The organism is Salinicola sp. MH3R3-1 (genome assembly GCF_001937155.1).
Lineage (GTDB): Bacteria > Pseudomonadota > Gammaproteobacteria > Pseudomonadales > Halomonadaceae > Salinicola > Salinicola halophyticus.
Window position 1 is genome coordinate 1 of sequence record NZ_MSDP01000009.1, and the last position, 21,399, is coordinate 21,399.

The window sequence follows — 21,399 nt, forward strand, 5'->3', positions numbered from 1 at the left end:
CACGAATCTTCAAAACGGCGGCGAAGAATTCTGCAGCACAATCAACACGCTGCGGAATTCGCCCTATCGGTCAACGACTCGCCGGCCATAGTGGACGAAGGCGGAAGCGACGTCCATCGATCACGTGAAGCGATTGGCTCGACGAACAATTGGCTCGACGAAACGATCGGGTCGACCGCGCGGCCCAAGGCGAGATTATCCGGAAAGCACGACATTCGTCGGACTCGAAGGTCTTGATCGGGAGAGAAGTTCTTGATCGGGGAATAACGCGTTGATCAAGAGAAAAGCGTTGGTGGCTACGCCCTGATTCGAACAGGGGACCCCATCATTATGAGTGATGTGCTCTAACCAGCTGAGCTACGTAGCCGACGCTGCTGCCGATAAACGGCGAACGTTGCCAAGTGACAACGGGGGCGGACTATACCTGCGGGCTCGCTTCTCAACAAGCCCGCAGTGACAATCCAGGCGATTTTTTCCCAGTTGCCTTCGGTCTTAAACGCCCAGGGCTTTCTTCTTAAACGCCCAGGGCTTCCTTGACCGCCGGCAACCCCGGCTCGCCATCGGCGGTCTTCACGCCTTCGAGCCACGCATCTAGCGTATCGGGATGGGCCTTGAGCCAGGCGCGGGCGGCTTCTTTTTCGTCTTCGCCGTCATCCATGATGCTGCCCATCACTTCGTTCTCCATATCGAGCGTGAAGCTCAGATTCTGAAGGAACTGGCCGACATTGCCGCACTCGTCGACGTAGCCGGCGCGGGTGTTGGTGTAGACGGTGGCACCGCCGTAATCCGGGCCGAAGTAATCATCACCGCCGGAGAGATAGCCGATATCGAAATTGGTGTTCATCGGGTGCGGGGCCCAACCCAGGAATACCATCCAGTCGTCGGTCTGGGTGCGCGCTTTGACTTCGGCGAGCATGCCCGCTTCGCTGGAGTCGACCAATTGCCAGTCGCCCAGGCCGAAGGCGTCGTCGTCGATCATCTGCTGAATGATCATGTTGCCGTCGTTACCCGCTTCGATCCCGAACAGCTTGTGACCGAACTGGTCGGCATGCTCGTCGAGGTCGGCCATCGAGGTGACGCCGGCATCGATCACGTACTGGGGTACGGCCAGCGTGTACTTGGCGCCTTCCAGATTGGCGCGCGGCCGATCGACCTGCCCTTTCTCGATGTACGGGTCGCTGATCGATTTCATCGACGGCATCCAGTTGCCCAGGAAGACATCGAAATCGCCGCCTTTCATGCCGGCGTAGGCTACCGGTACGGAGACGGTGTCGGAGGTCGCTTCATAGCCCAGATCCTCGAGCACGACGCTGGCGAGTGCAGTCGTCGCCTGGATGTCGGTCCAGCCTACCTCGGCGAAGTGAACGCGCTGGCAGCTTTCGGGTTCTTGTGTTTGAGACTGGGCTTGGGCTTGGGTCAGCGGTACGGCTGCCAGGCTCACGCCGGCGAGGGCCCACAGGATCGGTTGGCTTTTCATGCTTGAACTCCCTGATCGTATTGTGCGTTATGATTGATAATTACTGATTATCGAATGTCGAATTTTGCATTCTACAGAACAATACACTAGTTTTTATTGATTGACCGTTCAATAAAAAATTTCCATAATAATGGCGTTCGCTGACGATGAAAGCCAAGTTAAGGAGTGCGGAATCGATGAAGGTTAGCGTAATCGAGGTCAGTCAGCCCTAGCGCAGCCGTTCATCGGCGAGGTCCATTGAACCAGCTTCGAGACGGGCCATCCGCAAGCTTTCATTTACAGCCCCCGACCCAGGAGAAAAGCCAGTGCCGAAACTGGGTATGCAACCCATCCGCCGCCGGCAGTTGATTCAGGCGACGCTGGAAGCGATTGACGAGGCGGGTCTGGCCGATGTCACGATCGCGCGAATCGCCAAGCGGGCGGGCGTGTCTACCGGCATCATCAGCCACTATTTCGCCGGCAAGGACGGGCTGCTCGAGGCGACCATGCGCCATGTCCTGAGCGATCTGGGCACGGCCGTGCTGGAACGCCGCGCGGCACTGGGCAATGCGCCGCCGGAAGCGCATCTGCATGCCATCATCGATGGCAACTTCGACCGCAGTCAGACCAGTCAATCGGTGATGAAGACGTGGCTGGCATTCTGGGCCAGCAGCATGCATCACCTTCCGCTGCAGCGCCTGCAGCGGGTCAACGACCGTCGGCTCTATTCCAATCTGAGTTGTCAGTTTCGGCGTGTCCTGCCCAAGCGGGAGGCGAGAAACGCCGCCCGCGGCCTGGCGGCCCTGATCGACGGTCTATGGCTACGCGGCGCGTTGGCGCCCGAAGGTCTCAACGTCGATCGTGCCCGTCAGCTGGCCTACGACTACGTCCGCGTCCAGCTCGAAGCGGCCCGGTACGCCAGAACCCGCGCCAACGAGTACGCATAGATAGACCCAGTCACTTACGCTTGTGTACACGCCACAACATGCGCAAGCGCCGCAATTTCATTCGCCATTCCCAGGGAGAGTCACATGCCACGACTCGAGACACAGACACTTTATATCGACGGCCGCCGCACTCCGGCCAGCGGAGATCAGACCTTCGACGCGGTCAACCCGGCCAACGGCGAAGTCATCGCCAGCGTTCAGCAGGCGACCGCTGCCGACGTCGACAAGGCCATCGAAAGCGCCCAGCGCGGCCAGCGCCAATGGGCAGCGATGACCGGCATGGAACGTTCGCGCATTCTGCTCAAGGCGGTCGCGCTGCTGCGGGAACGCAATGACGAACTGGCCGAGCTGGAAACGCTGAACACCGGCAAGCCGATCAGCGAAACGACCGGCGTTGACATCGTGACCGGCGCGGATGCGCTCGAGTATTTCGCGGGGCTGGCACCGGCCATCGAGGGGACCCAGATTCCGCTCCGCGAAGACTCGTTCGTCTATACGCGGCGGGAACCGCTGGGCGTGATCGGTGCCATCGGCGCGTGGAACTATCCGATCCAGATCGCCTGCTGGAAAGCCGCCCCGGCGCTGGCTGCAGGTAACGCGGTGGTCTTCAAGCCGAGCGAGGTCACCCCGCTGACCGTGATGAAACTGGCCGAAATCTTTACCGAGGCCGGGCTTCCCGACGGCGTGTTCAACGTCGTTCAGGGCGACGGCAGCGTTGGCGCCATGCTCACCGAGCACCCGGGCCTTGCCAAGATCACCTTCACCGGCGAAGTGGGCACCGGCAAGAAGGTGATGTCCGCCGCGGCCGGGTCCACGCTCAAGGATGTCACCATGGAGCTTGGCGGCAAGTCGCCGCTGATCGTGTTCGAAGATGCCGATCTCGATCGCGCCGCCGACGGTGCGATGATGGCCAACTTCTATTCCAGCGGCCAGGTCTGCACCAACGGCACCCGCGTGTTCGTGCACCGTTCGGTCAAGGAGGCCTTCGAGGCCAAGATCGTCGAGCGCGTCAACCGCATCAAGGCCGGCGATCCGCTGGATCCCGCCACCAACTTCGGCCCGCTGGTCAGCTTCGAGCACCTGGAGAAAGTCGCCAGCTACCTGGAGATCGCCAAGCAGGACGGCGCGCGCCTGCTCGTCGGTGGCAACCGCATGACCGACGGCGATTTCGGCAAGGGCGCCTGGGTTGCAGCCACCGCCTATACCGATTGCGACGACGACATGCGCATCGTCCGCGAAGAGATCTTCGGCCCGATCATGGCGATTCTGGCTTTCGATGACGAAGACGAGGTCATCCGCCGCGCCAACGACACCGAGTACGGCCTGGCCGCCGGCCTGTTTACCGAAGGGCTCAACCGCGCCCATCGCGTCATTCATCAGATCGAAGCGGGTATCTGCTGGATCAACACCTGGGGCGACTCCCCGGCCGAAATGCCGGTTGGCGGCTACAAGCAGTCGGGTATCGGGCGCGAGAACGGCGTCGAGACGCTGGCGCACTATACCCAGACCAAATCGGTGCAGATCGAGATGGGGCCGTTCGAATCAGTGTTCTGACGAACCGGCTTGCTGGCAATCGGTTTGCTGGCATGAAACGGGCTGCGTTCGGCCGGACTCTATCGTCCAGTCGGACGCAGACCGGTCTCCCTCTCTCATCTCTTTGATTATAAAAGGAGCGTGTGTATGCAACAGGCTCAGGAATTCGATTACATCATCATTGGCGCCGGTTCGGCGGGTAACGTGCTCGCGACGCGTCTGACCGAGGACCCGGCCATCAGCGTGCTGCTGCTGGAAGCTGGTGGACCGGACTACCGCGCCGATTTCCGCACCCAGATGCCGGCGGCGCTGGCCTACCCGCTGCAGGGCAAACGCTACAACTGGGCGTTCGAGACCGACCCGGAACCGCACATGGACAACCGTCGCATGGAATGCGGCCGTGGCAAGGGCCTGGGCGGCTCCTCATTGATCAACGGCATGTGCTATATCCGCGGCAATGCGCTGGACCTGGACAACTGGGCCAAGCGGCCGGGACTGGAAAGCTGGAGCTATCTCGACTGCCTGCCCTACTATCGCAAGGCGGAAACCCGCGATATCGGCCCCAACGACTATCACGGCGGCGACGGCCCGCTGAGCGTGGCGACTCCGAAAGCCGGCAACAACCCGCTCTACCAGGCATTCATCGAAGCGGGTGTCGAGGCGGGCTATCCGCGCACCGACGACCTCAACGGCTATCAGCAGGAAGGCTTCGGGCCGATGGACCGGACGACGACGCCCAACGGTCGCCGCGCCGCGACGGGTCGCGGCTATCTGGACATCGCCAAGCAGCGCGAGAACCTGACCATCGTCACCCACGCCACTACCGATCGAATCCTGTTCGAGGATCAGCGAGCCGTGGGTGTCAACTATCTCCACGACCATCTCAACAACAGCCAGCCGCGTCAGGCTCTGGTTCGTCGAGAGGTGCTCTTGTGTGGCGGGGCGATCGCCTCGCCGCAGATCCTGCAGCGCTCGGGCGTGGGCGACCCGGCGTTGCTGGAGTCGCTGGGCATTCCCGTCGTGCACGATCTCAAGGGCGTCGGCGAGAACCTGCAGGATCACCTGGAGATGTATATCCAGTACGAGTGCAAGGAGCCGATTTCGCTGTATCCGTCGTTGAAGTGGTACAACCAGCCCAAGATCGGCGCGGAGTGGATGTTCCTAGGCAAGGGTATCGGCGCCAGCAACCAGTTCGAGGCCGGCGGATTCATCCGCAGCGACGACAGCGAAGAATGGCCCAATCTGCAGTACCACTTCCTGCCGATCGCGATCAGCTACAACGGCAAGAGCGCTGTCCAGGCCCACGGCTTTCAGGCCCACGTCGGTTCGATGCGCTCCGAGAGCCGCGGCCGCGTCCAGCTGGTCGACAAGAACCCGCGTAGCGCACCCAGCATTCTGTTCAATTACATGTCGACCGAGCGTGACTGGAAGGAATTCCGCGCGGCCATTCGCCTGACCCGGGAAATCATCGATCAGCCGGCGATGGATGCCTACCGAGGTCGCGAGATTTCCCCGGGGCCGGACGTCAAGACCGACGAACAGCTCGACGCGTTCGTTCGCGAGCATGCCGAAACCGCGTACCACCCCTGTGGCACCTGCCGCATGGGCACCGGTGACGACGCCGTGGTCGACCATGAAGGCCGCGTGCATGGCATCGAGGGCCTGCGCGTCATCGATGCGTCGATCATGCCGCAGATCGTGACCGGCAATCTCAACGCCACCACCATCATGATCGCCGAGAAACTCGCCGACTGCGTTCGGGACCGCGAACCGCTGCCGACATCTAAAGCCCCCTACTACGTCGCCGACGGCGTACCGGCGCGTCAGACGCCGGCCAGAAGCGCCTGACACGCTTTCCTGGTTCCACCTTCGTCTGTTCCTCAGCCCGGCCCTGGCGCCGGGCTTTTTTCGTCTGTCGCTGTCATCTGCGCCATCTTCGGCTGGCTGTCGTGCGATTATTTGCGCGCTAATTGCGCATTGTGCGAACAGTGTTCCGTTACACTGAGTTCGCCTTTACGCTAGTTCGACTACACGTTCGTCCGGCTCTAGTTTCACTCGGCCCAGGCTCATTAGATGCAGGCCCGTTCGATCGGTGTGGGGCCACGTCATAAAGTCAGTACAAGGAACGCTTCTCGACATGTCCTCTTCTCCTTCGTCGTCTCGCGCTCGTCGCCCGCTACGCTGGCTCTGGCTGCTGGCGTTGATCGTCATCGTGGCCGCCGTCGTCTATTACGTGTTTGGCCGCGGCGGCGAGTCCGAAACTGCTGCAGATGCCGCAGGGCCGGCCGGTGGCGCGCCACCGGCGACAGCGATATCCGCCGTTGCGGCCAGCCAAGGCGATCTGCCAATCGAATTGACCGCGCTGGGCACCGTGCGTCCGCTCTCGAGCGTGACGGTGCGGCCGCGTGTCGAAGGCGAACTGCTGTCGGTCAATTTCGAGGAAGGCGAGACGGTCAAGAAAGGCCAACGGATCGCCCAGGTGGATCCGCGCGACTATCAGGCGCAGCTGGACCAGGCCAAGGGCCAGCTGGCCCAGGATCAGGCTCAACTGGCGTCGGCGGAAGAAGATCTGGCGCGCTATGAAAAGCTGATCGGCTCCAACTATGTCTCGAAGCAGGAACTGGAACAGCAGCGCCAGCTGGTGCGCCAGTATCAGGGTACTGTCGCCAGCGATCGGGCCAGTGTCCAGAGCGCCCAGGTGCAGCTCGACTACACCGACATCGTCGCGCCGATCACCGGCGTGGTGGGGATCCGTAACGTCGATCCCGGCAATATCATCCAGCTCGGCGACGACGATCCGATCGTCACCATTACCCAGCTCGATCCGATTTCGGTGATCTTCTCGCTGCCCAGCCGCTACATCGATACCGTCAGGGGTCGCCTGACCGATGGCGATCGCCCTCAGGTCAGTGTCACCGGCACCAACGGCGAAACCTACTCGGGTCAGCTCAGCAGCATCGACAGCAACATCAACAGTGCCACCGGCACGATTCGCCTGCGCGCCACCTTCGACAATCCGGCCGGGGGGCTTTACCCCAACGCCTATGTCGATGTCAGCCTGGTTTCGCAGATCCTGCGTGACCAGGTCATCGTGCCGGAGCCGGCGGTGCAGACCGGCCAGGACGGCAACTACGTCTACGTGGTCAAGGCTGACAATACGGTCACCCGCCGGGACGTCACGCTAGTGGCGACCCAGAACTCCCAGAGCGCGCTCTCGTCAGGCGTCGAGGCCGGCGAGCGTGTGGTGGTCGACGGTGTCGACAGCCTGCGCGAAGGCGCCAAGGTTCGGGTGGTCAGCGATGCCCTGCCGGGAGAGTCCAGCGACGAGGTCGCCGACCCGGCCGGCGGTGGCGCCGAGAACCAGACCAGCAGTAGCGCTGCGAACCAGGCCAGCGATATCAGTGCGAATCGCGGCAGCGCCTCATGAACCCGTCTCGCCTCTTCATCCTGCGCCCGGTCGCCACTTCGCTGGTGATGCTGGCGATCCTGATCGCGGGCGCGCTGGCGTATCGGCTGCTGACGATCTCGTCGCTGCCGGAGGTGGATTTTCCGACCATTCAGGTCACCACGCTCTACCCCGGCGCCGGGCCGGACGTGATGCTCTCCCACGTCACCTCGCCGCTCGAGGACGAACTCGGCGAGATCTCGGGTCTGGAGGACATGAGCTCGACCAGCACCGGCGGCGCCTCGCTGATCACGCTGCGCTTCTCGCTCGATTCCGACATGGGCGTCGCCGAGCAGGAGGTCCAGGCCGCGCTGAGCCAGGCCGAAACGCTGTTACCCGACGATCTGCCCCGCCCGCCCAGCTACAGCAAGGTCAACCCCGCCGACACTCCGATCATGACGCTCGCGGTCAGCTCGGATACGTTGCCCCTGACCCAGGTCTACGATCTGGTCGATACGCGCATGGCGCAAAAGATCGCCCAGATCAGTGGCGTGGGCCAGGTCAAGCTGGCCGGCGGCCATCAGCCGGCCGTGCGTATTTCGGTCGATTCGCGTCAGCTCGCGGCCCACGGGCTCGATCTCGCGGCGGTACGCAGCGCCGTCGCCGCGGCCAACGTCAATCAGGCCAAGGGCACGCTGTATGGGCCCTACCGTGCCTATAGCATCGACGCCAACGACCAGTTGCTGTCGGCGAGCGGCTATCGTGACCTGATTCTCAAGAACGACAACGGCTCGGTACTGCGCCTGTCGGACGTCGCCAGCGTCGAGGACGGCGCCGAGAACGCCAATCTGTCGGCGTGGGCCAATCGTCAGGGCGCCATCCTGATCGACGTGCTGCGTCAACCCGGCGCCAACGTCGTGGGCGTTGCCGACGCCATCAAGCAGAGCCTGCCTGGGCTGGAGAACACGCTACCGGCCGGCGTCGACGTCGAGATTCTCACCGACCGCACCACCACCATCCGCGCCGCGGTGGAAGACGTCCAGTTCGAGCTGATCCTCGCCATCGGCCTGGTGGTGATGGTGACGTTCCTGTTTCTGCGCAACATTCCGGCCACGCTGATTCCCAGCCTTGCTGTACCGCTGTCGCTGGTGGGCACCTTCGGCGTGATGTATCTGGCGGGATTCAGCCTCAACAACCTGACCCTGATGGCACTGACCATCGCCACCGGCTTTGTCATCGACGATGCCATCGTGGTGCTGGAAAACATCACCCGCTACATCGAGAAAGGCGAAAAGCCGCTGGCAGCCGCGCTCAAGGGCTCGCGCCAGATCGCCTTCACCATTCTGTCGCTGACGATCTCGCTGCTGGCGGTGCTGATACCGCTGGTGTTCATGAGCGGCGTGGTCGGCGTGCTGTTTCGCCAGTTCGCGCTGACCCTGGCGATCTCCATCGTGATCTCGGCCTTCGTCTCGTTGACGCTGACACCGATGCTCTGCGCGCGCTGGCTGAAACATCGCCCGGAGGCCGCCGGCGGCGGGAATGACGCCGACGACGAGGACGACGAGACCCTGGTCCGCAACCGCCAGGGGCTGTTCGGCCGGGTGACTCGCGGCTACGAGCGCGCCCTGGACTGGATTCTGAGTCACCAGACGCTGACGCTGCTGGTCGCGGTCGCCACGCTTGGCGTCACCGCGCTGCTGTTTCTCGCCACGCCCAAGGGCCTGTTTCCGGTGCAGGACACCGGCGTCATTCGCGGCACCACGACGGCCACCCAGTCGACATCTTTCGAGGCGATGTCCGCTCGCCAGCAGCAACTGGTCGATCGGCTGCTCGAAGACCCCGACGTCGCCAACATCTCCTCGAGCGTGGGCATCGACGGCACCAATACCACGCTCAACGGCGGCCGGCTTTCGATCAATCTCAAAGCGCTGGACGATCGCGGCGACCTGAACAGCGTGCTGAAGCGCCTGCGCGACGCCAGCCACGATGTCCCCGGCCTCTCCCTCGCGCTGCAGCCGGTACAGGATCTGACGCTGGAAGACACCATCAGCCGCTATCCCTACCAGTTCTCGCTGACCCAAGGCGACCGCGAGGCGCTGAACGCCGATGCCGACAAGCTGCTGGCGGCGCTCGAACGCTCGCCGGCCATTGCCAACGTCAGCAGCGACGTGCAGAACGAGGGACGCAAGCTCGAGGTCACCATCGACCGTGCCCGCGCCGGGCGCCTCGGGATCAGCGTCGCCGATATCGACGACGCGCTCTATGACGCCTTCGGCCAGCGCCTGATCTCGACCATCTTCACCCAGGCCAGCCAGTATCGGGTCGTGCTCGCCGCCAATGCGGCCAACGACGACGGCCCGGAGGCGCTGTCGCGGCTCTACGTCAGCAATGACGACGACGAACTGGTGCCGCTGTCGACGCTGGTCACTCTGGCCGAGCGCACCACGCCGCTGTCGCTGCAGCGCCAGAACCAGTTCCCCTCGGCGCTGATGTCGTTCGCCGTGGCCGACGGCTACTCGCTGTCGGACGCCTTCGACGCGGTCGACCGGGCGGCAGACGAAACGCTGAGCGACCAGACCACGCTCGACTATCGCGGCTCGGCCCTGGCCTATACCAATTCCACCAGCGATACGCTGTGGCTGATCCTCGCCGCCATCGTCACCATGTATATCGTGCTGGGCATTCTCTACGAGAGCTATATCCATCCGCTGACGATTCTGTCGACGCTGCCCTCCGCGGCCATCGGTGCGCTGCTGGCACTGCAGATCAGCGGCTACTCGCTGGGATTGGTGGCGATCATCGGCATCATCCTGCTGATCGGCATCGTCAAGAAGAACGCCATCATGATGATCGACTTCGCGCTGGAGGCGCAGCGCGAGCGCGGCATGTCGGCGGAAAAGGCGATTCACACCGCGGCGCTACTGCGTTTCCGGCCGATCATGATGACCACCTGCGCGGCGCTGCTGGGGGCGCTGCCGCTGATGTTCGCCAGCGGTTACGGCGCCGAGCTGCGCCAGCCGCTGGGTATCACCATGGTCGGCGGGCTGCTGTTCAGCCAGTTGTTGACGCTGTTCACCACGCCGGTGATCTATCTGTTCTTCGATCGTCTGGCTTCGCGCTGGAACCGACTGAATGCACGCCGCCGTCACGATGACGAAGCCGATGGTAACGACGGACATGGCAACAGCTCGGCAGAGGCCCGGCCGTGAGCCTGTCGTCGCCCTTCGTTCGCCGTCCGGTCGCGACGGTCCTGCTGGCGCTGGCCATCGTGCTGTTGGGATCGCTCGCCTACGACCGGCTGCCGGTGGCGCCGCTGCCCAACGTGTCGTTCCCGACCATCATGGTGTCGGCGAGCCTCAGTGGGGCCAATCCGGAGACCATGGCCTCGACAGTAGCGACGCCGCTGGAGCGCTCGCTGGGGCGGATTCCGGGCATCACCCAGATGACCTCGTCGAGCTCGGATGGCTCGACCCGGGTGATCATCCAGTTCGATCTCGACAAGGACATCAACGTCGCCGCCCAGGAGGTGCAGGCCGCGATCAACGATGCCCAGCCGCTGCTACCCAGCGCGATGACCAGCAGGCCCCACTATCGTAAGCTGAATCCGGCATCGGCGCCGGTGATGATCCTGTCGCTGACCTCCGACTCGATCCCCACCAGCGAGCTCTATCAGCTTGCCGACAGCAAGATCGCCCCGCCGATCGCGCAGGTGCCGGGCGTGGGCGACGTCAACGTCGGCGGCAGCTCGTCGCCGGCGGTACGTGTGTCGATCGATCCGCGCAAGCTCAACCATGCCGGCATTACCCTCGATGCGGTCGCCGGCGCCCTGCGCGCGGCCACGACCCAATCGCCCACCGGTTTCGTGCAGACCGTCAAGCATCGCTGGGAAGTCCAGAGCGACTCCCAACTGTTGAAAGCGAGCGACTACAGCCAGATCGTGATCGCCCGCGGCGACGACGGCTCACTGATGCGCCTGGGCGACGTGGCCACCATCACCGATGGCGTGGAGGACCGCTACAACGTCGGCTTCCAGAATGAGCTCCCCGCCGTGCTGCTGGTCATCAGCAGTGCCAGCGGTGCCAATATCATCGATACCATTGCCGGCGTGCGGGAACGGCTCGACGAGGTCCAGAGCCTGCTGCCGGAGAACGTCAATCTCAGCGTACAGCTCGATCGCGCGCCCGGCATTCAGGCGTCACTGCAGGAGACCCAACTGACGCTGCTGCTGGCGGTGGTGCTGGTGGTACTGGTGGTGTTCCTGTTCCTGCGCAACGCCCGCGCCACCATCATCCCCAGCGTGGTGATACCGGTCTCGCTGATCGGCACCTTCGCGATGATGTGGGTGTTCGATTTCTCGCTCGATACGCTGTCGCTGATGGCACTGATCGTGTCGATCGGCTTTCTGGTCGATGACGCCATCGTGGTGGTGGAGAACATTGCGCGACATATCGAACAGGGCATGAAACCGTTCAAGGCGGCGCTACTCGGCGCCAGGGAGGTCGGCTTCACCGTGACCGCGATGAGCGTGTCGCTGGTGGCCGTGTTCATTCCGCTGTTGCTGCTGGGCGGCTTCATCGGGCGTCTGTTCCACGAATTCGCGGTCACGCTGTCGCTGGCCATCGGCGTGTCGCTGCTGGTCTCGCTGACACTGACACCGATGCTCTGCGCGCGCTGGCTCAAGCCGCATCCCAAACGCGAGCGCCAGCCCGCCTGGGAGCGCGGTCTGGCTACCTTCGGCGGCTGGTTTCTGAATGGCTACGCCCGAACCCTGGACATCGCGCTGAAGCACCGCCGCTTGACGCTCTTGTCGCTGGTCGCGGTGATCGTGCTCAACGGCTATCTCTATACCGCCGTCGATAAAGGGTTCATTCCGGATCAGGATACCGGCCGCCTGCTCGGCACCCTGCGCGGTGATCAGGCGCTGTCGTTCGAGGCGGTGTCGGAGAAGCTCGATCAGGTCCGCGAGCGACTGCTGACCGACCCGGCCGTCGACAGCGTACTGGGCTTCATGGGCAGCGGCGGTCCAGGTCGCGGCGGCTCCTCGGCGACGCTGTTCATCACCTTGAAAGCCGACCGTCAGGGCTCGACGCAATCGATCGGCAATCGTCTGACCGCCAGCCTGCAGGGCATGACCGGGGTCAGCACCTTCATGTTCCCTTTACAGGACATTCGCGTCGGCGGACGCTCCAGCAGCGCCTCGCAATACGAGATCACGCTGAAAAGCGACAACCTCGAACTGCTTGGCGACGGTGCCAGCCAGGTCCAGCAGGCGATGCAGCAGGTCGACGGCATCACCGGCGTCGACAGCGACAGCCGCGGCGACGGCCTGGCCGCCAAGCTGGTCGTGGATCGAGATACCGCCTCCCGCCTTGGCGTCGATATGCGCACCATCGATACCGCACTGGGCAACGCCTTTGCCCAGAGCAAGGTGGTGAGTCTCTTTGACGCCGACGAGCAACGCTATGTGGTGATGGAGGTGGATGCGCCCTACCGCCAGGCGCCGGCCGCCATCAGCGATCTCTACGTCAGCGGCAACGACGGCGAGATGATTCCGATCTCGGCGTTCAGCCATGTCGAGCGCAGCACCACACCGGTCACCGTCAATCATCAAGGCCAGTTCGCCGCTTCGACGATCTCGTTCAATCTCGAGGACGGCGTCTCGCTGGGCGATGCCACCGCGCGCATTCGCCAGGCCGTCGACGAGCTCCATCTGCCGACATCGGTACAGGTCGATTTCGAGGGCAGCGCCGGCACCTTCCAGAGCGGCATCGAGGCGATGCCGTGGCTGATCCTGGCGGCGTTGATCACGGTCTACCTGGTGCTGGGGATTCTCTACGAAAGCTATATCCATCCGCTGACGATCCTGTCGACGCTGCCGTCGGCCGGCGTCGGCGCGCTGTTGGCGCTGATGATGCTGGACACACCGTTCACGCTGATCGCACTGATCGGGATCATCCTGCTGATCGGCGTGGTCAAGAAGAACGCCATCATGCTGGTCGACTTCGCGGTGGTGTGTGAGCGCGATCAGGGCATGTCACCGCAGGACGCGATCCGTCACGCCGCACTGGTACGCTTCCGGCCGATCATGATGACCACGCTGGCGGCACTGCTCGGCGCCCTGCCGTTGCTGATCGGCACCGACGAGAATGCCGGTCTGCGCGCGCCGCTGGGGATCACCATCATCGGCGGCCTGATCATCAGCCAGATACTGACGCTCTACACCACCCCGGTGGTCTATCTCTACCTCGACAGGCTGCACCGTCGGCTGCGGCCAAGACAGATCGGCTCGGACCGTGCCAGCGAAGCGTGAGCTTCTGGCCTCGGCAGTGCTATTCGTTGTTCGTAGCTCGTTGCTCTTAGCTCGTCGCTCTTAGCTCGTCACTCGTCACTCGTGGCTCACGGCTCACGGCTCACGGGGCTCTAGCCCAAAGGATAACCCCGCCGGCTCTAGTCAGCCGGCGGCCGATCGGCTAGTCTGACAATCAAATTCAAACGCTCGTCTGAATTTCGTTTTCCTCTCGGAGTCCATCATGATCACACTGCTGCTCATCGTCCTGGCCGTCGTCGGCTGTCTGGTCGTCATGCGTCGTGAAGCCGGCGCGCTTGCGGCGATCGCCGTGCTGGCGGTTCTAGGTATCGTCGGGCTGGCGCTGGATGCCGAAGTGATCGGCACCTTGCTGCTGATCGCGGCGATCGGCGTCGCCGTCTGTGGTCTCAAGCCGATTCGACGCCTATGGTTGTCGCCGCGACTATTCGCCATGTACAAGAAAATCGCCCCGCGGGTCTCCGAAACCGAGCGCGTCGCGCTGGATGCCGGCACCGTGGCCTGGGACGGCGAGCTGTTCAGCGGCCGCCCCGACTGGCAGAAGCTGCTCGCCTTCGACAACCCGGGGCTGAGCGAGGAAGAACAGGCGTTTGTCGACCATCAGTGCTCCGCCGCCGCCGGCATGTGCAACGCCTGGGAGATCGCCCGTGAACGTGCCGATATGCCCGAAGCGCTCTGGACCTACCTGAAGAACGAGCGCTTCTTCGGGATGATCATTCCCAAGGCCTACGGCGGCCTCGGCTTTTCCGCCAAGGCGCAGTCCGCCGTGCTGCAGAAGCTGGCCTTCAACGAGACACTGATGAGCACCGTGGGCGTGCCTAACTCGCTTGGGCCCGGCGAGCTGCTGCTGAAATACGGTACTGAAGCGCAGAAGGATCATTACCTGCCGCGCCTCGCCGACGGCCGCGAGATCCCCTGTTTCGCGCTGACCGGCCCGCGCGCCGGCAGCGACGCCACGTCGATTCCGGACGTCGGCATCGTTTGCCGTGGCATGCACGATGGCGAAGAAGTGCTGGGTCTCAAGCTGACGTTCGACAAGCGCTGGATCACGCTGGCACCGGTCGCGACCGTAGTGGGCCTCGCCTTTCGCATGTTCGACCCGGACAATCTGCTGGAACGTGGCGAAAGCGATATCGGCATCACCTGTGCGCTGATCCCCCGCGAGACGGAGGGACTGCAGATCGGACGTCGCCACCATCCGATCGGCAGCCCGTTCATGAACGGCCCGATTCGTGGCAAGGACGTGTTCATCCCGCTCGACTACCTGATCGGCGGCCTCGACATGGCCGGCCAGGGCTGGCGCATGCTGGTTGAGTGCCTCTCGGTCGGTCGCTGTATCACGCTGCCGTCGGGCGCCGCGGGCATCGGTCGCTACGCGGTGGGCTGGAGCGGTGGCTTCACCCGAATCCGTCGCCAGTTCAATATCGCCGTGGCAGACATGGAAGGCGTCCAGGAGCCGCTGGCGCGCATCGCGGCCAAGGCCTATATCACTCAGGCAGCCGTCATCCAGACCGCCAATACCATCGATCATGGCGTCAAGCCGGCGGTGCCGTCGGCGATCCTCAAGAGCCAGTTGACCGAATTCCAGCGTGACGTGCTGGCCGATGCCATGGACGTCCACGGCGGCCGCACGGTCACGCTCGGGCCGCGCAACTATCTCGGCATCGGCTACAGCGCCAACCCGGTCTCGATCACTGTCGAGGGCGCCAACATCATGACCCGCAACCTGATGATCTTCGGTCAGGGCGCGATCCGCTGCCATCCCTACGTGCTCGACGAGCTGGCGGCCAAGGATGCCAATGACTTCGACGCCTTCGATCGGCTGTTCTTCCGCCATATCGGGCTGATCTTCGGCAACGGTGCGCGCGCCTTCACCCAGGCGCTGGGACTGGGCAAGCCGGGCGTGCCGTTCGACGCCATCGCCGCGCCCTACGCGCAGGATGCCGCACGCCTTTCCTCCGCTTTCAGCCTTTGCGCCGATGCCGCCATGGCTAGCCTCGGCTCCAGGCTCAAGCAGCGCGAGATGATCTCGGCCCGTCTCGGCGACGTGCTGTCGAATCTGTATCTGCTGTCGATGGTGCTCAAGCAGTGGCACGAGACGGATCGGGTCGACAACGAAGCGGCGCTGTTTCATTACAGCTGTCAGCTGCTGTTGAATCGTGCCGAGCAGGCGATGACCGATCTGTTCGACAATCTGCCCAATCGCGCATTGGGCATGACGCTATCGTTCGTCACCCAGCCGGTTGGGCGTCGCTGGCACAAGCCACAGGACACGCTGACCCGCGAAATCGCCAAGGCGATCTCCACCGACAGCGCGCTGCGCCACAAGTTGACCCGCAATACCTGGGATACCTGGGAAGAAGGTCAGAAGGACAACGCGCTTGCGCGCTACAACGCCCTGCTGGCCAACGCCGAACGTGCCGAGGCGATCTATCGCACCCTCAACAAGGCCAGAGCCAAGAAGACGTTGCCGGAGACCGCGCTGCATCCTGAACAGTGGATCGACGCCGGTCTCGCGGCCGGGGTCCTCAGCGAGGAAGATGCGGCATTCATGCGTGCGCACGAAGCCGAGGTACTGGACATGCTGACGGTCGACGACTTCGCGTTCGATGCCTTCGTCACCCATCAGACAGTGCGGGAACCGGCGCCAGCCGAGGACGAGACCACCGTCTAACGCCGCTGGTAGAACATCACTCGCGATAAACCGAAGCCCCCGTCCAAAACAACGGGGGCTTCGGCTTTTCAGGGGGTACGGCTTAAAGAATCTGTCAGCATCCGGAGCGATTCCAGTACCTTGGTCTATTCCAGTACCTGGGGCTATTCCAGTACCTGGGCCTATTCCAGTACTTAGGGCTATTCCAGTATCTGAAGCTGTACTTCGGCGGCACCGTCATGAACCATGCCGAGCTGCTCCGCCGCCTTCCGGGAGAGATCAATGATGCGCCCATCGACGAACGGGCCGCGATCGTTGATGCGCACCACCGCCGTCTCGCCGGAATCCAGCGCGGTCACCTTTACCTTGGTCCCGAATGGCAATGTCTTGTGGGCGGCCGTCATTGCCCGGCTGTCGTAGGGCTCGCCGCTGGCGGTCGGCCGCCCCTCGAAATAGGCTGCGTAAAAGGTCGCTTCCCCCAGACGCTTCTTGTTAGCCGCGGCATCCGCCTGCACTCGAGCGGCCGCACTGGCCTGCCGATCGGAAGTCGAACCCGATGCTTTGCGCTTGGCGCCGGACTCTTTCTTGCTCGGCTCTTTCTTGCCAACCTCTTTCTTGCCCGGCTCTTTCTTGCCGGGCTTAGCGCCGGGCTTGCCAGCCGTTGCGGCAGGCTGGGGCGGCGCGGTCGTGTCCCAGCCCTGCGGATGATGGGTCGAGGCACAGCCCGCCAGCAAAATGGAGACGATGGCGCCGGCCAAAAGGCACTTGGACGGTTGCGACCGTCGCAACACCGGCCGCCGGGGCGGCGAGGGTCTGTCGTCAGTGAGCTCTGATGTCATCGTAGTTAACCTGGCTCTTTCTATTAGCCATTTCTATTGGCCATTCCTATAAGTCCCAAGGCTATAAGCTCGATAGGCTACAGGCTCGATAGGCCATTGCCGATCCGGCATCGGCGCGTCTGACAATGAACGTGGCAAGCAGACGCCGTCGCCGAGATCAGACGAGTCGTTGAACTCGGACTGGTCGTCGAAATCAGACAAGTCGTCGAGATCAGACAACGATAATCGACGATCGGCTCACGATAGCGGCCAAATAAGTAAAATCAAGGGAATAGCGGTTGCCATCACGACCACCGATAGCGGCAGTCCCAGCTTCCAGTAGTCGCGAAAATGGTAGCCGCCCGGCCCCATCACCAGCGTGTTGGACTGATGCCCGATCGGCGTCAGGAACGCGCAGGAGGCGCTGACCGCCACCGTCATCAAAAACGGATCGAGAGAGACATTCAGACCGCTGGCGAGATTGGCGGCGATCGGCGCCATCAATAGCGCCGCGGCGGCGTTGTTGATCACGTTGGACAGCAGCAGCGTGATCACGAACAGCGCCACCAGCGTGATCACCGGCGGCCAGCCATTGCCGAGTGTCATCATGCCGTTGGCGACCATCTGTGCCCCGCCGCTGGTCTCCAGTGCCTGGCCGACAGGCAGCATCGCCGCCAGCAGCACGATCACCGGACCCTCGATGGCGTCGTAGCCCTCGCGCAACGGCAGCACGCCGGAGGCCAGCGTGACCAGCGCCGCCAACGACATCGCGATCGCTGCCGGCAGCAGGTCGAACATCATCGCGGCAATGGCTACCGCGAAGATCGCCACCGACAGCAACAGTTGGCGAGGCTTGCCCAGCGACAGCTTGCGACTGGCCAGCGGCAGGCAGCCCAGCGCCGCGAGGCTGTCGCTGAGGCCGTTCTCGTCACCCTGCAGCAGCAGCACGTCGCCTGGCTGAAAGCGAACCTCGCGAAGACGTTGCTTCAACCGCGCGCCGTCACGAGAGACCGCAACCAGATGCAACCCGTGCTGATTGAGCAGGCGAAGGTGCGTCACGGTGCGCCGGATCATCATCGAATCGGTACGCACCACCGCTTCCACCAGTTGCAGGTCCTCTGCATCCAGCTTGGGAACGCGGGCAGCATTCGCTTCCTCGTCACTCTCCGACACTGCATCGCCGGCCGGTTCGTCATCCCGGGACCGGGCGCCGAGGGTCAAGCCGCCCTTGTCCTCCAGCTGTTTGAGGTCCTCGGGTCCCGCTTCGAGCAGCAGAATGTCGCCCGCCTGAAGCGGACCGAAGAAGCGATGCCCCGAATGCTGCTTGTCACCCCGGATGATGCCCAGAATCGGCACCGGCTCATCGCATACCTCACGCAGTTCACGCAGCGTCCAGCCCACGGCCTTGGCCGACTCACCTACCGTCAATTCGCTGAGATAGGCCGAGGTCTCGAAAAGCTCGGCGGCCGAGGCCTGCCCTTGGCGCTGCGGCGTCAGCTTGCGGCCCACCAGCACCATGAACAGCAGCCCGACGAACGCCACACCGACACCCACCGGGGCAAAATCGAACATCCGGAAGGCGCCCTCACCCTGGCTGGCGCGAAAGGTGCTGATGATGATGTTGGGTGGCGTGCCGATCAGCGTGATCAATCCGCCCAGCAGCGAGCCGAAAGCCAGCGGCATCAGTAGAAAGGAGGGCGAAGTCCCGTGTTCGCGGGCGACCCGGACTGCCACCGGCAGCAGCAGCGCCAGCGCGCCGACATTGTTCATGATCGCCGACATCAGAATCACGGTCGTGGTCAGGACCACTAGCTGCCAGACCGGCTGGCTACCCGCCTTGAGCGCCTTCTCGGCGATCCAGTCGACCACACCGGCGTGCTCGAAACCGCGACTGAGCACGAGGACCCCCGCCACCGTGATCACCGCCGGATGGCCGAAGCCGGAGAAAGCCTCTTCCGCGGGTACCACGCCCAGCAGCACACAGCTCAGCAGCGCTGCCATGGCAACGAGATCATAGCGAAACCGACCCCAGACGAAAGCGGCCAGCGTCACCGCCAGTATCAGGAACACCCAGGTTGCATCCTGCATCGACACGCTCCTTGTGCGAACGAGGACAGATGAGAGCGAATGGCGCCCGTCATGACCGAAAAAGCCGGCAACGCGCTATCGCGATGCCGGCCTGGATATCATACGCCAATGATTCGTTGGAGGGTTACGGGACGAGAATCGTCGATCCCGTCGTCCGGCGGGAGGCCAGAGCTTCCTGGGCCTTGCCGGCTTCATCCAGCTTGAAGCGCTGCGCGATATCGATATTGACCTTGCCGCTCTCGAGCATGTCGAACAGATCGAGACACATCTCCTCGAATCGCTCGCGGGTATCGGCGTAGCCGTTGAGGCTGGGGCGGGTCAGATAGAGCGAGCCCTTCTGGTTGAGGACGCCCACGTTGACGCCTTCGACGGCGCCGGACGAGTTCCCGAAGCTGACCATCAGGCCACGCGGCGCCAGGCAGTCCAGCGACGTGAGCCAGGTATCCTTGCCCACCGAGTCGTAGACCACCGGAACCATCGCGCCGTCGGTCAGCTCGCGAACGCGCTCGACCACGTTCTCCTCGCGATAGTTGATCGTTGCCCAGGCCCCGTTTTTCTTCGCCAGCTCCGCCTTTTCGGCAGAACCGACCGTGCCGATCAACTTGACGCCGAGGGCCTTGGCCCACTGACAGGCAATCGAGCCAACACCGCCGGCAGCGGCATGGAAGAGGATGGTTTCGCCGCCTTCCAGCGGGAACGTCTGGCGCAGCAGATACTGCGTGGTCAAACCCTTGAGCATGGCGGCCGCGGCGGTCTCGAAGGGGATATCCTCGGGCAGCTCGACGACCTTGCTGGCCGGCAGCACGTGAAATTCCGAATAGGAACCCAGCGGCCCCTGAGCGTAGGCAACGCGATCGCCCTTCTCGAGATGGGTCACGCCTTCACCCACCGCATCGACCACGCCGGCACCTTCGGTACCCAATCCGGACGGCATGGACGGCGCCGGATAGAGCCCGGTTCGGAAATAGATATCGATGAAGTTGAGCCCGATGGCGTGGTTCTTGACTCGGACTTCCCCCGCCTTGGGTGCGGCAGGTTCGAATTCGACGGTCTCGAGAACCTCCGGGCCGCCGGTGCGGGCGAACTGAATGCGCTTGGCCATGACGTTTCCTTAGTAGGCTGATGACTATCGGTCTGCCATCCAAGCGCCATTCCCGAGGCGGGTCAAGTGCGGCGCGGACCAGAGATGGTCTGGACCAGAGATGGTGCGGACAGAGATTGTATGGATCAGGTACGGCGCGAGCCGGATCGCCGTCGGATTCAGTGACCTGCCCGGCAGGGGCTGGTCGAGTCCACGATCAAAGGATGTCCGCGTAACGCTCCAGCGCGGCGACGAAACGTGTCTTGTAATCCTCGAAGGTCTCCGGCTCCTGCTTGAAGGTGCGCACGATGCCCTCGGCGTTGAAGCGTACCAGGCTGGGCAGCACGCCGTTGACCGGCGACGGATGCAGCGGCCCCAACCCGACTCGCAGACCATCATCGCCGTCGATCCAGCGTTCGATACCGCAACCGCGAAAGAACGCTTCACCTGCCTCGTCGGACGCCGTCACCCGCAGCGGCGCCTTCTCCGCCAGCGTCTTGACGAGATGCCGGCTATGCCGGGTGTTGCCCTTGCCTTCCGGCGTCGACAGCATTCCCATCTCCATGGTGCCGCCATCGACGTCGGACGAGATCAGCGTCAGACACAGAATCGTGCCGTCATCTTCGGTCAGCGCGAAAAGGCGTGCGGCCTCCTGTTCGAACAGCACGCCCTGGGTGCCGGCGAAGGTCACCAGCGGCGCCAGGCCGGCTTGCTGACCGTAGACACTGGCACAGAGCTTGGCGAGGCATGCCTCGCGGGTTTCAGGATTTCTGACGTGGACGACTTTCATCATGCTTCTCCCTGGCTGGTAGCCTTTCGGCGCGCTGCCGGCGGCTTCGGGCCGGTCTAATAAGCCGCGCAGCCTAGCATAATCCGCCGGCGGCCACCCTTCCGACCGCTTTCCCGACGGTTCCCCCAACCGCTTCCCCAATGACTATTCATGTCACCCTCCTCTCGAGCACCTCCGCCCCCATCCCATGAGCCTCTCCGACCGACATCGAATCCCTCGAATCGGCCATCGGGTCACCCCTATGTAACGTCGATCGATTACACTTCGCACCGGCAGTGACGAGACTCGAACCCGGCTCGGCGATGATCCCGCTTGACGCCGCG

The 21,399-nt window shown here is 63.4% G+C and carries 13 protein-coding genes and 1 tRNA gene; 8 read left to right on the plus strand and 6 right to left on the minus strand.

What is annotated here, in order from left to right; translation table 11 throughout:
- On the plus strand, positions 1 to 237 hold a 237-nt coding region (locus BTW08_RS19215; protein ID WP_210403207.1), incomplete at its 5' end, for a hypothetical protein.
- A gap of 53 nt (positions 238 to 290) precedes the next feature.
- Here the strand turns inward: BTW08_RS19215 and BTW08_RS06675 are convergent.
- Together BTW08_RS06675 and BTW08_RS06680 are read right to left on the minus strand one after the other, a co-directional pair.
- Positions 291 to 367: transfer RNA gene (locus BTW08_RS06675), tRNA-Met, on the minus strand.
- Positions 368 to 514: 147 nt separating this feature from the next.
- Positions 515 to 1,477 (minus strand): choline ABC transporter substrate-binding protein, encoded by a 963-nt coding sequence (locus BTW08_RS06680; protein WP_083627731.1) that lies wholly within the window; start codon positions 1,475 to 1,477, stop codon positions 515 to 517.
- Positions 1,478 to 1,782: 305 nt separating this feature from the next.
- Between BTW08_RS06680 and betI the strand changes: the two genes are divergently transcribed.
- The 7 genes from betI (at position 1,783) to BTW08_RS06715 (ending at position 16,320) form a co-directional block, all read left to right on the plus strand.
- Positions 1,783 to 2,403, plus strand: coding sequence for a transcriptional regulator BetI (gene betI, locus BTW08_RS06685; RefSeq protein WP_075561752.1), 621 nt, complete (start codon positions 1,783 to 1,785; stop codon positions 2,401 to 2,403).
- Between the two features lie 84 nt (positions 2,404 to 2,487).
- Entirely contained in the window at positions 2,488 to 3,957 is a 1,470-nt protein-coding gene (gene betB / locus BTW08_RS06690) for a betaine-aldehyde dehydrogenase (protein WP_075561753.1), read from the plus strand.
- Positions 3,958 to 4,083: 126 nt separating this feature from the next.
- Complete coding sequence (gene betA, locus BTW08_RS06695; RefSeq protein WP_075561754.1) at positions 4,084 to 5,784, plus strand: choline dehydrogenase; 1,701 nt, start codon at positions 4,084 to 4,086, stop codon at positions 5,782 to 5,784.
- Between the two features lie 289 nt (positions 5,785 to 6,073).
- Positions 6,074 to 7,363: an efflux RND transporter periplasmic adaptor subunit gene (locus tag BTW08_RS06700; protein WP_075561755.1), complete on the plus strand. Its 1,290-nt coding sequence runs from the start codon at positions 6,074 to 6,076 to the stop codon at positions 7,361 to 7,363.
- Positions 7,360 to 10,530, plus strand: coding sequence for a multidrug efflux RND transporter permease subunit (locus tag BTW08_RS06705; protein ID WP_083627732.1), 3,171 nt, complete (start codon positions 7,360 to 7,362; stop codon positions 10,528 to 10,530). The genes BTW08_RS06700 and BTW08_RS06705 overlap by 4 nt, the downstream gene beginning before the upstream one ends.
- A complete protein-coding gene (locus BTW08_RS06710) occupies positions 10,527 to 13,631 on the plus strand; it encodes an efflux RND transporter permease subunit (RefSeq protein WP_075561756.1) in 3,105 nt (1,034 codons plus the stop codon). Before BTW08_RS06705 ends, BTW08_RS06710 begins: the two co-directional genes overlap by 4 nt.
- 220 nt (positions 13,632 to 13,851) lie before the next feature.
- On the plus strand, positions 13,852 to 16,320 hold the full coding sequence (locus BTW08_RS06715; protein ID WP_075561757.1) for an acyl-CoA dehydrogenase: 2,469 nt from the start codon (positions 13,852 to 13,854) through the stop codon (positions 16,318 to 16,320).
- Between the two features lie 179 nt (positions 16,321 to 16,499).
- Here the strand turns inward: BTW08_RS06715 and BTW08_RS18800 are convergent, their stop codons facing one another.
- The 4 genes from BTW08_RS18800 to BTW08_RS06735 all read right to left on the minus strand — a co-directional run bounded on the left by BTW08_RS18800 (position 16,500) and on the right by BTW08_RS06735 (position 21,076).
- A complete protein-coding gene (locus tag BTW08_RS18800) occupies positions 16,500 to 17,138 on the minus strand; it encodes a septal ring lytic transglycosylase RlpA family protein (RefSeq protein WP_083627733.1) in 639 nt (212 codons plus the stop codon).
- A 237-nt stretch (positions 17,139 to 17,375) separates the two neighbouring features.
- Positions 17,376 to 19,205 carry an SLC13 family permease gene (locus BTW08_RS06725; protein ID WP_075561758.1) on the minus strand — a complete coding sequence of 610 codons (1,830 nt, stop codon included), beginning with the start codon at positions 19,203 to 19,205 and terminating at the stop codon, positions 17,376 to 17,378.
- A 124-nt stretch (positions 19,206 to 19,329) separates the two neighbouring features.
- Positions 19,330 to 20,307 (minus strand): NADPH:quinone reductase, encoded by a 978-nt coding sequence (locus tag BTW08_RS06730; protein WP_075561759.1) that lies wholly within the window; start codon positions 20,305 to 20,307, stop codon positions 19,330 to 19,332.
- 196 nt (positions 20,308 to 20,503) lie between these two features.
- Positions 20,504 to 21,076: a hypothetical protein gene (locus tag BTW08_RS06735; RefSeq protein ID WP_075561760.1), complete on the minus strand. Its 573-nt coding sequence runs from the start codon at positions 21,074 to 21,076 to the stop codon at positions 20,504 to 20,506.
- Between the last annotated feature and the right edge of the window lie 323 nt (positions 21,077 to 21,399).

Bases quoted from the DNA above. Each gene is read 5' to 3' on its own strand.
- BTW08_RS06680 (WP_083627731.1), bottom strand. From the start codon at position 1,477: ATGAAAAGCCAACCGATCCTGTGGGCCCTCGCCGGCGTGAGCCTGGCA.
- betB (WP_075561753.1), top strand. From the start codon at position 2,488: ATGCCACGACTCGAGACACAGACACTTTATATCGACGGCCGCCGCACT.
- betA (WP_075561754.1), top strand. From the start codon at position 4,084: ATGCAACAGGCTCAGGAATTCGATTACATCATCATTGGCGCCGGTTCG.
- BTW08_RS06700 (WP_075561755.1), top strand. From the start codon at position 6,074: ATGTCCTCTTCTCCTTCGTCGTCTCGCGCTCGTCGCCCGCTACGCTGG.
- BTW08_RS06705 (WP_083627732.1), top strand. From the start codon at position 7,360: ATGAACCCGTCTCGCCTCTTCATCCTGCGCCCGGTCGCCACTTCGCTG.
- BTW08_RS06715 (WP_075561757.1), top strand. From the start codon at position 13,852: ATGATCACACTGCTGCTCATCGTCCTGGCCGTCGTCGGCTGTCTGGTC.
- BTW08_RS18800 (WP_083627733.1), bottom strand. From the start codon at position 17,138: ATGACATCAGAGCTCACTGACGACAGACCCTCGCCGCCCCGGCGGCCG.
- BTW08_RS06725 (WP_075561758.1), bottom strand. From the start codon at position 19,205: ATGCAGGATGCAACCTGGGTGTTCCTGATACTGGCGGTGACGCTGGCC.
- BTW08_RS06730 (WP_075561759.1), bottom strand. From the start codon at position 20,307: ATGGCCAAGCGCATTCAGTTCGCCCGCACCGGCGGCCCGGAGGTTCTC.
- BTW08_RS06735 (WP_075561760.1), bottom strand. From the start codon at position 21,076: ATGAAAGTCGTCCACGTCAGAAATCCTGAAACCCGCGAGGCATGCCTC.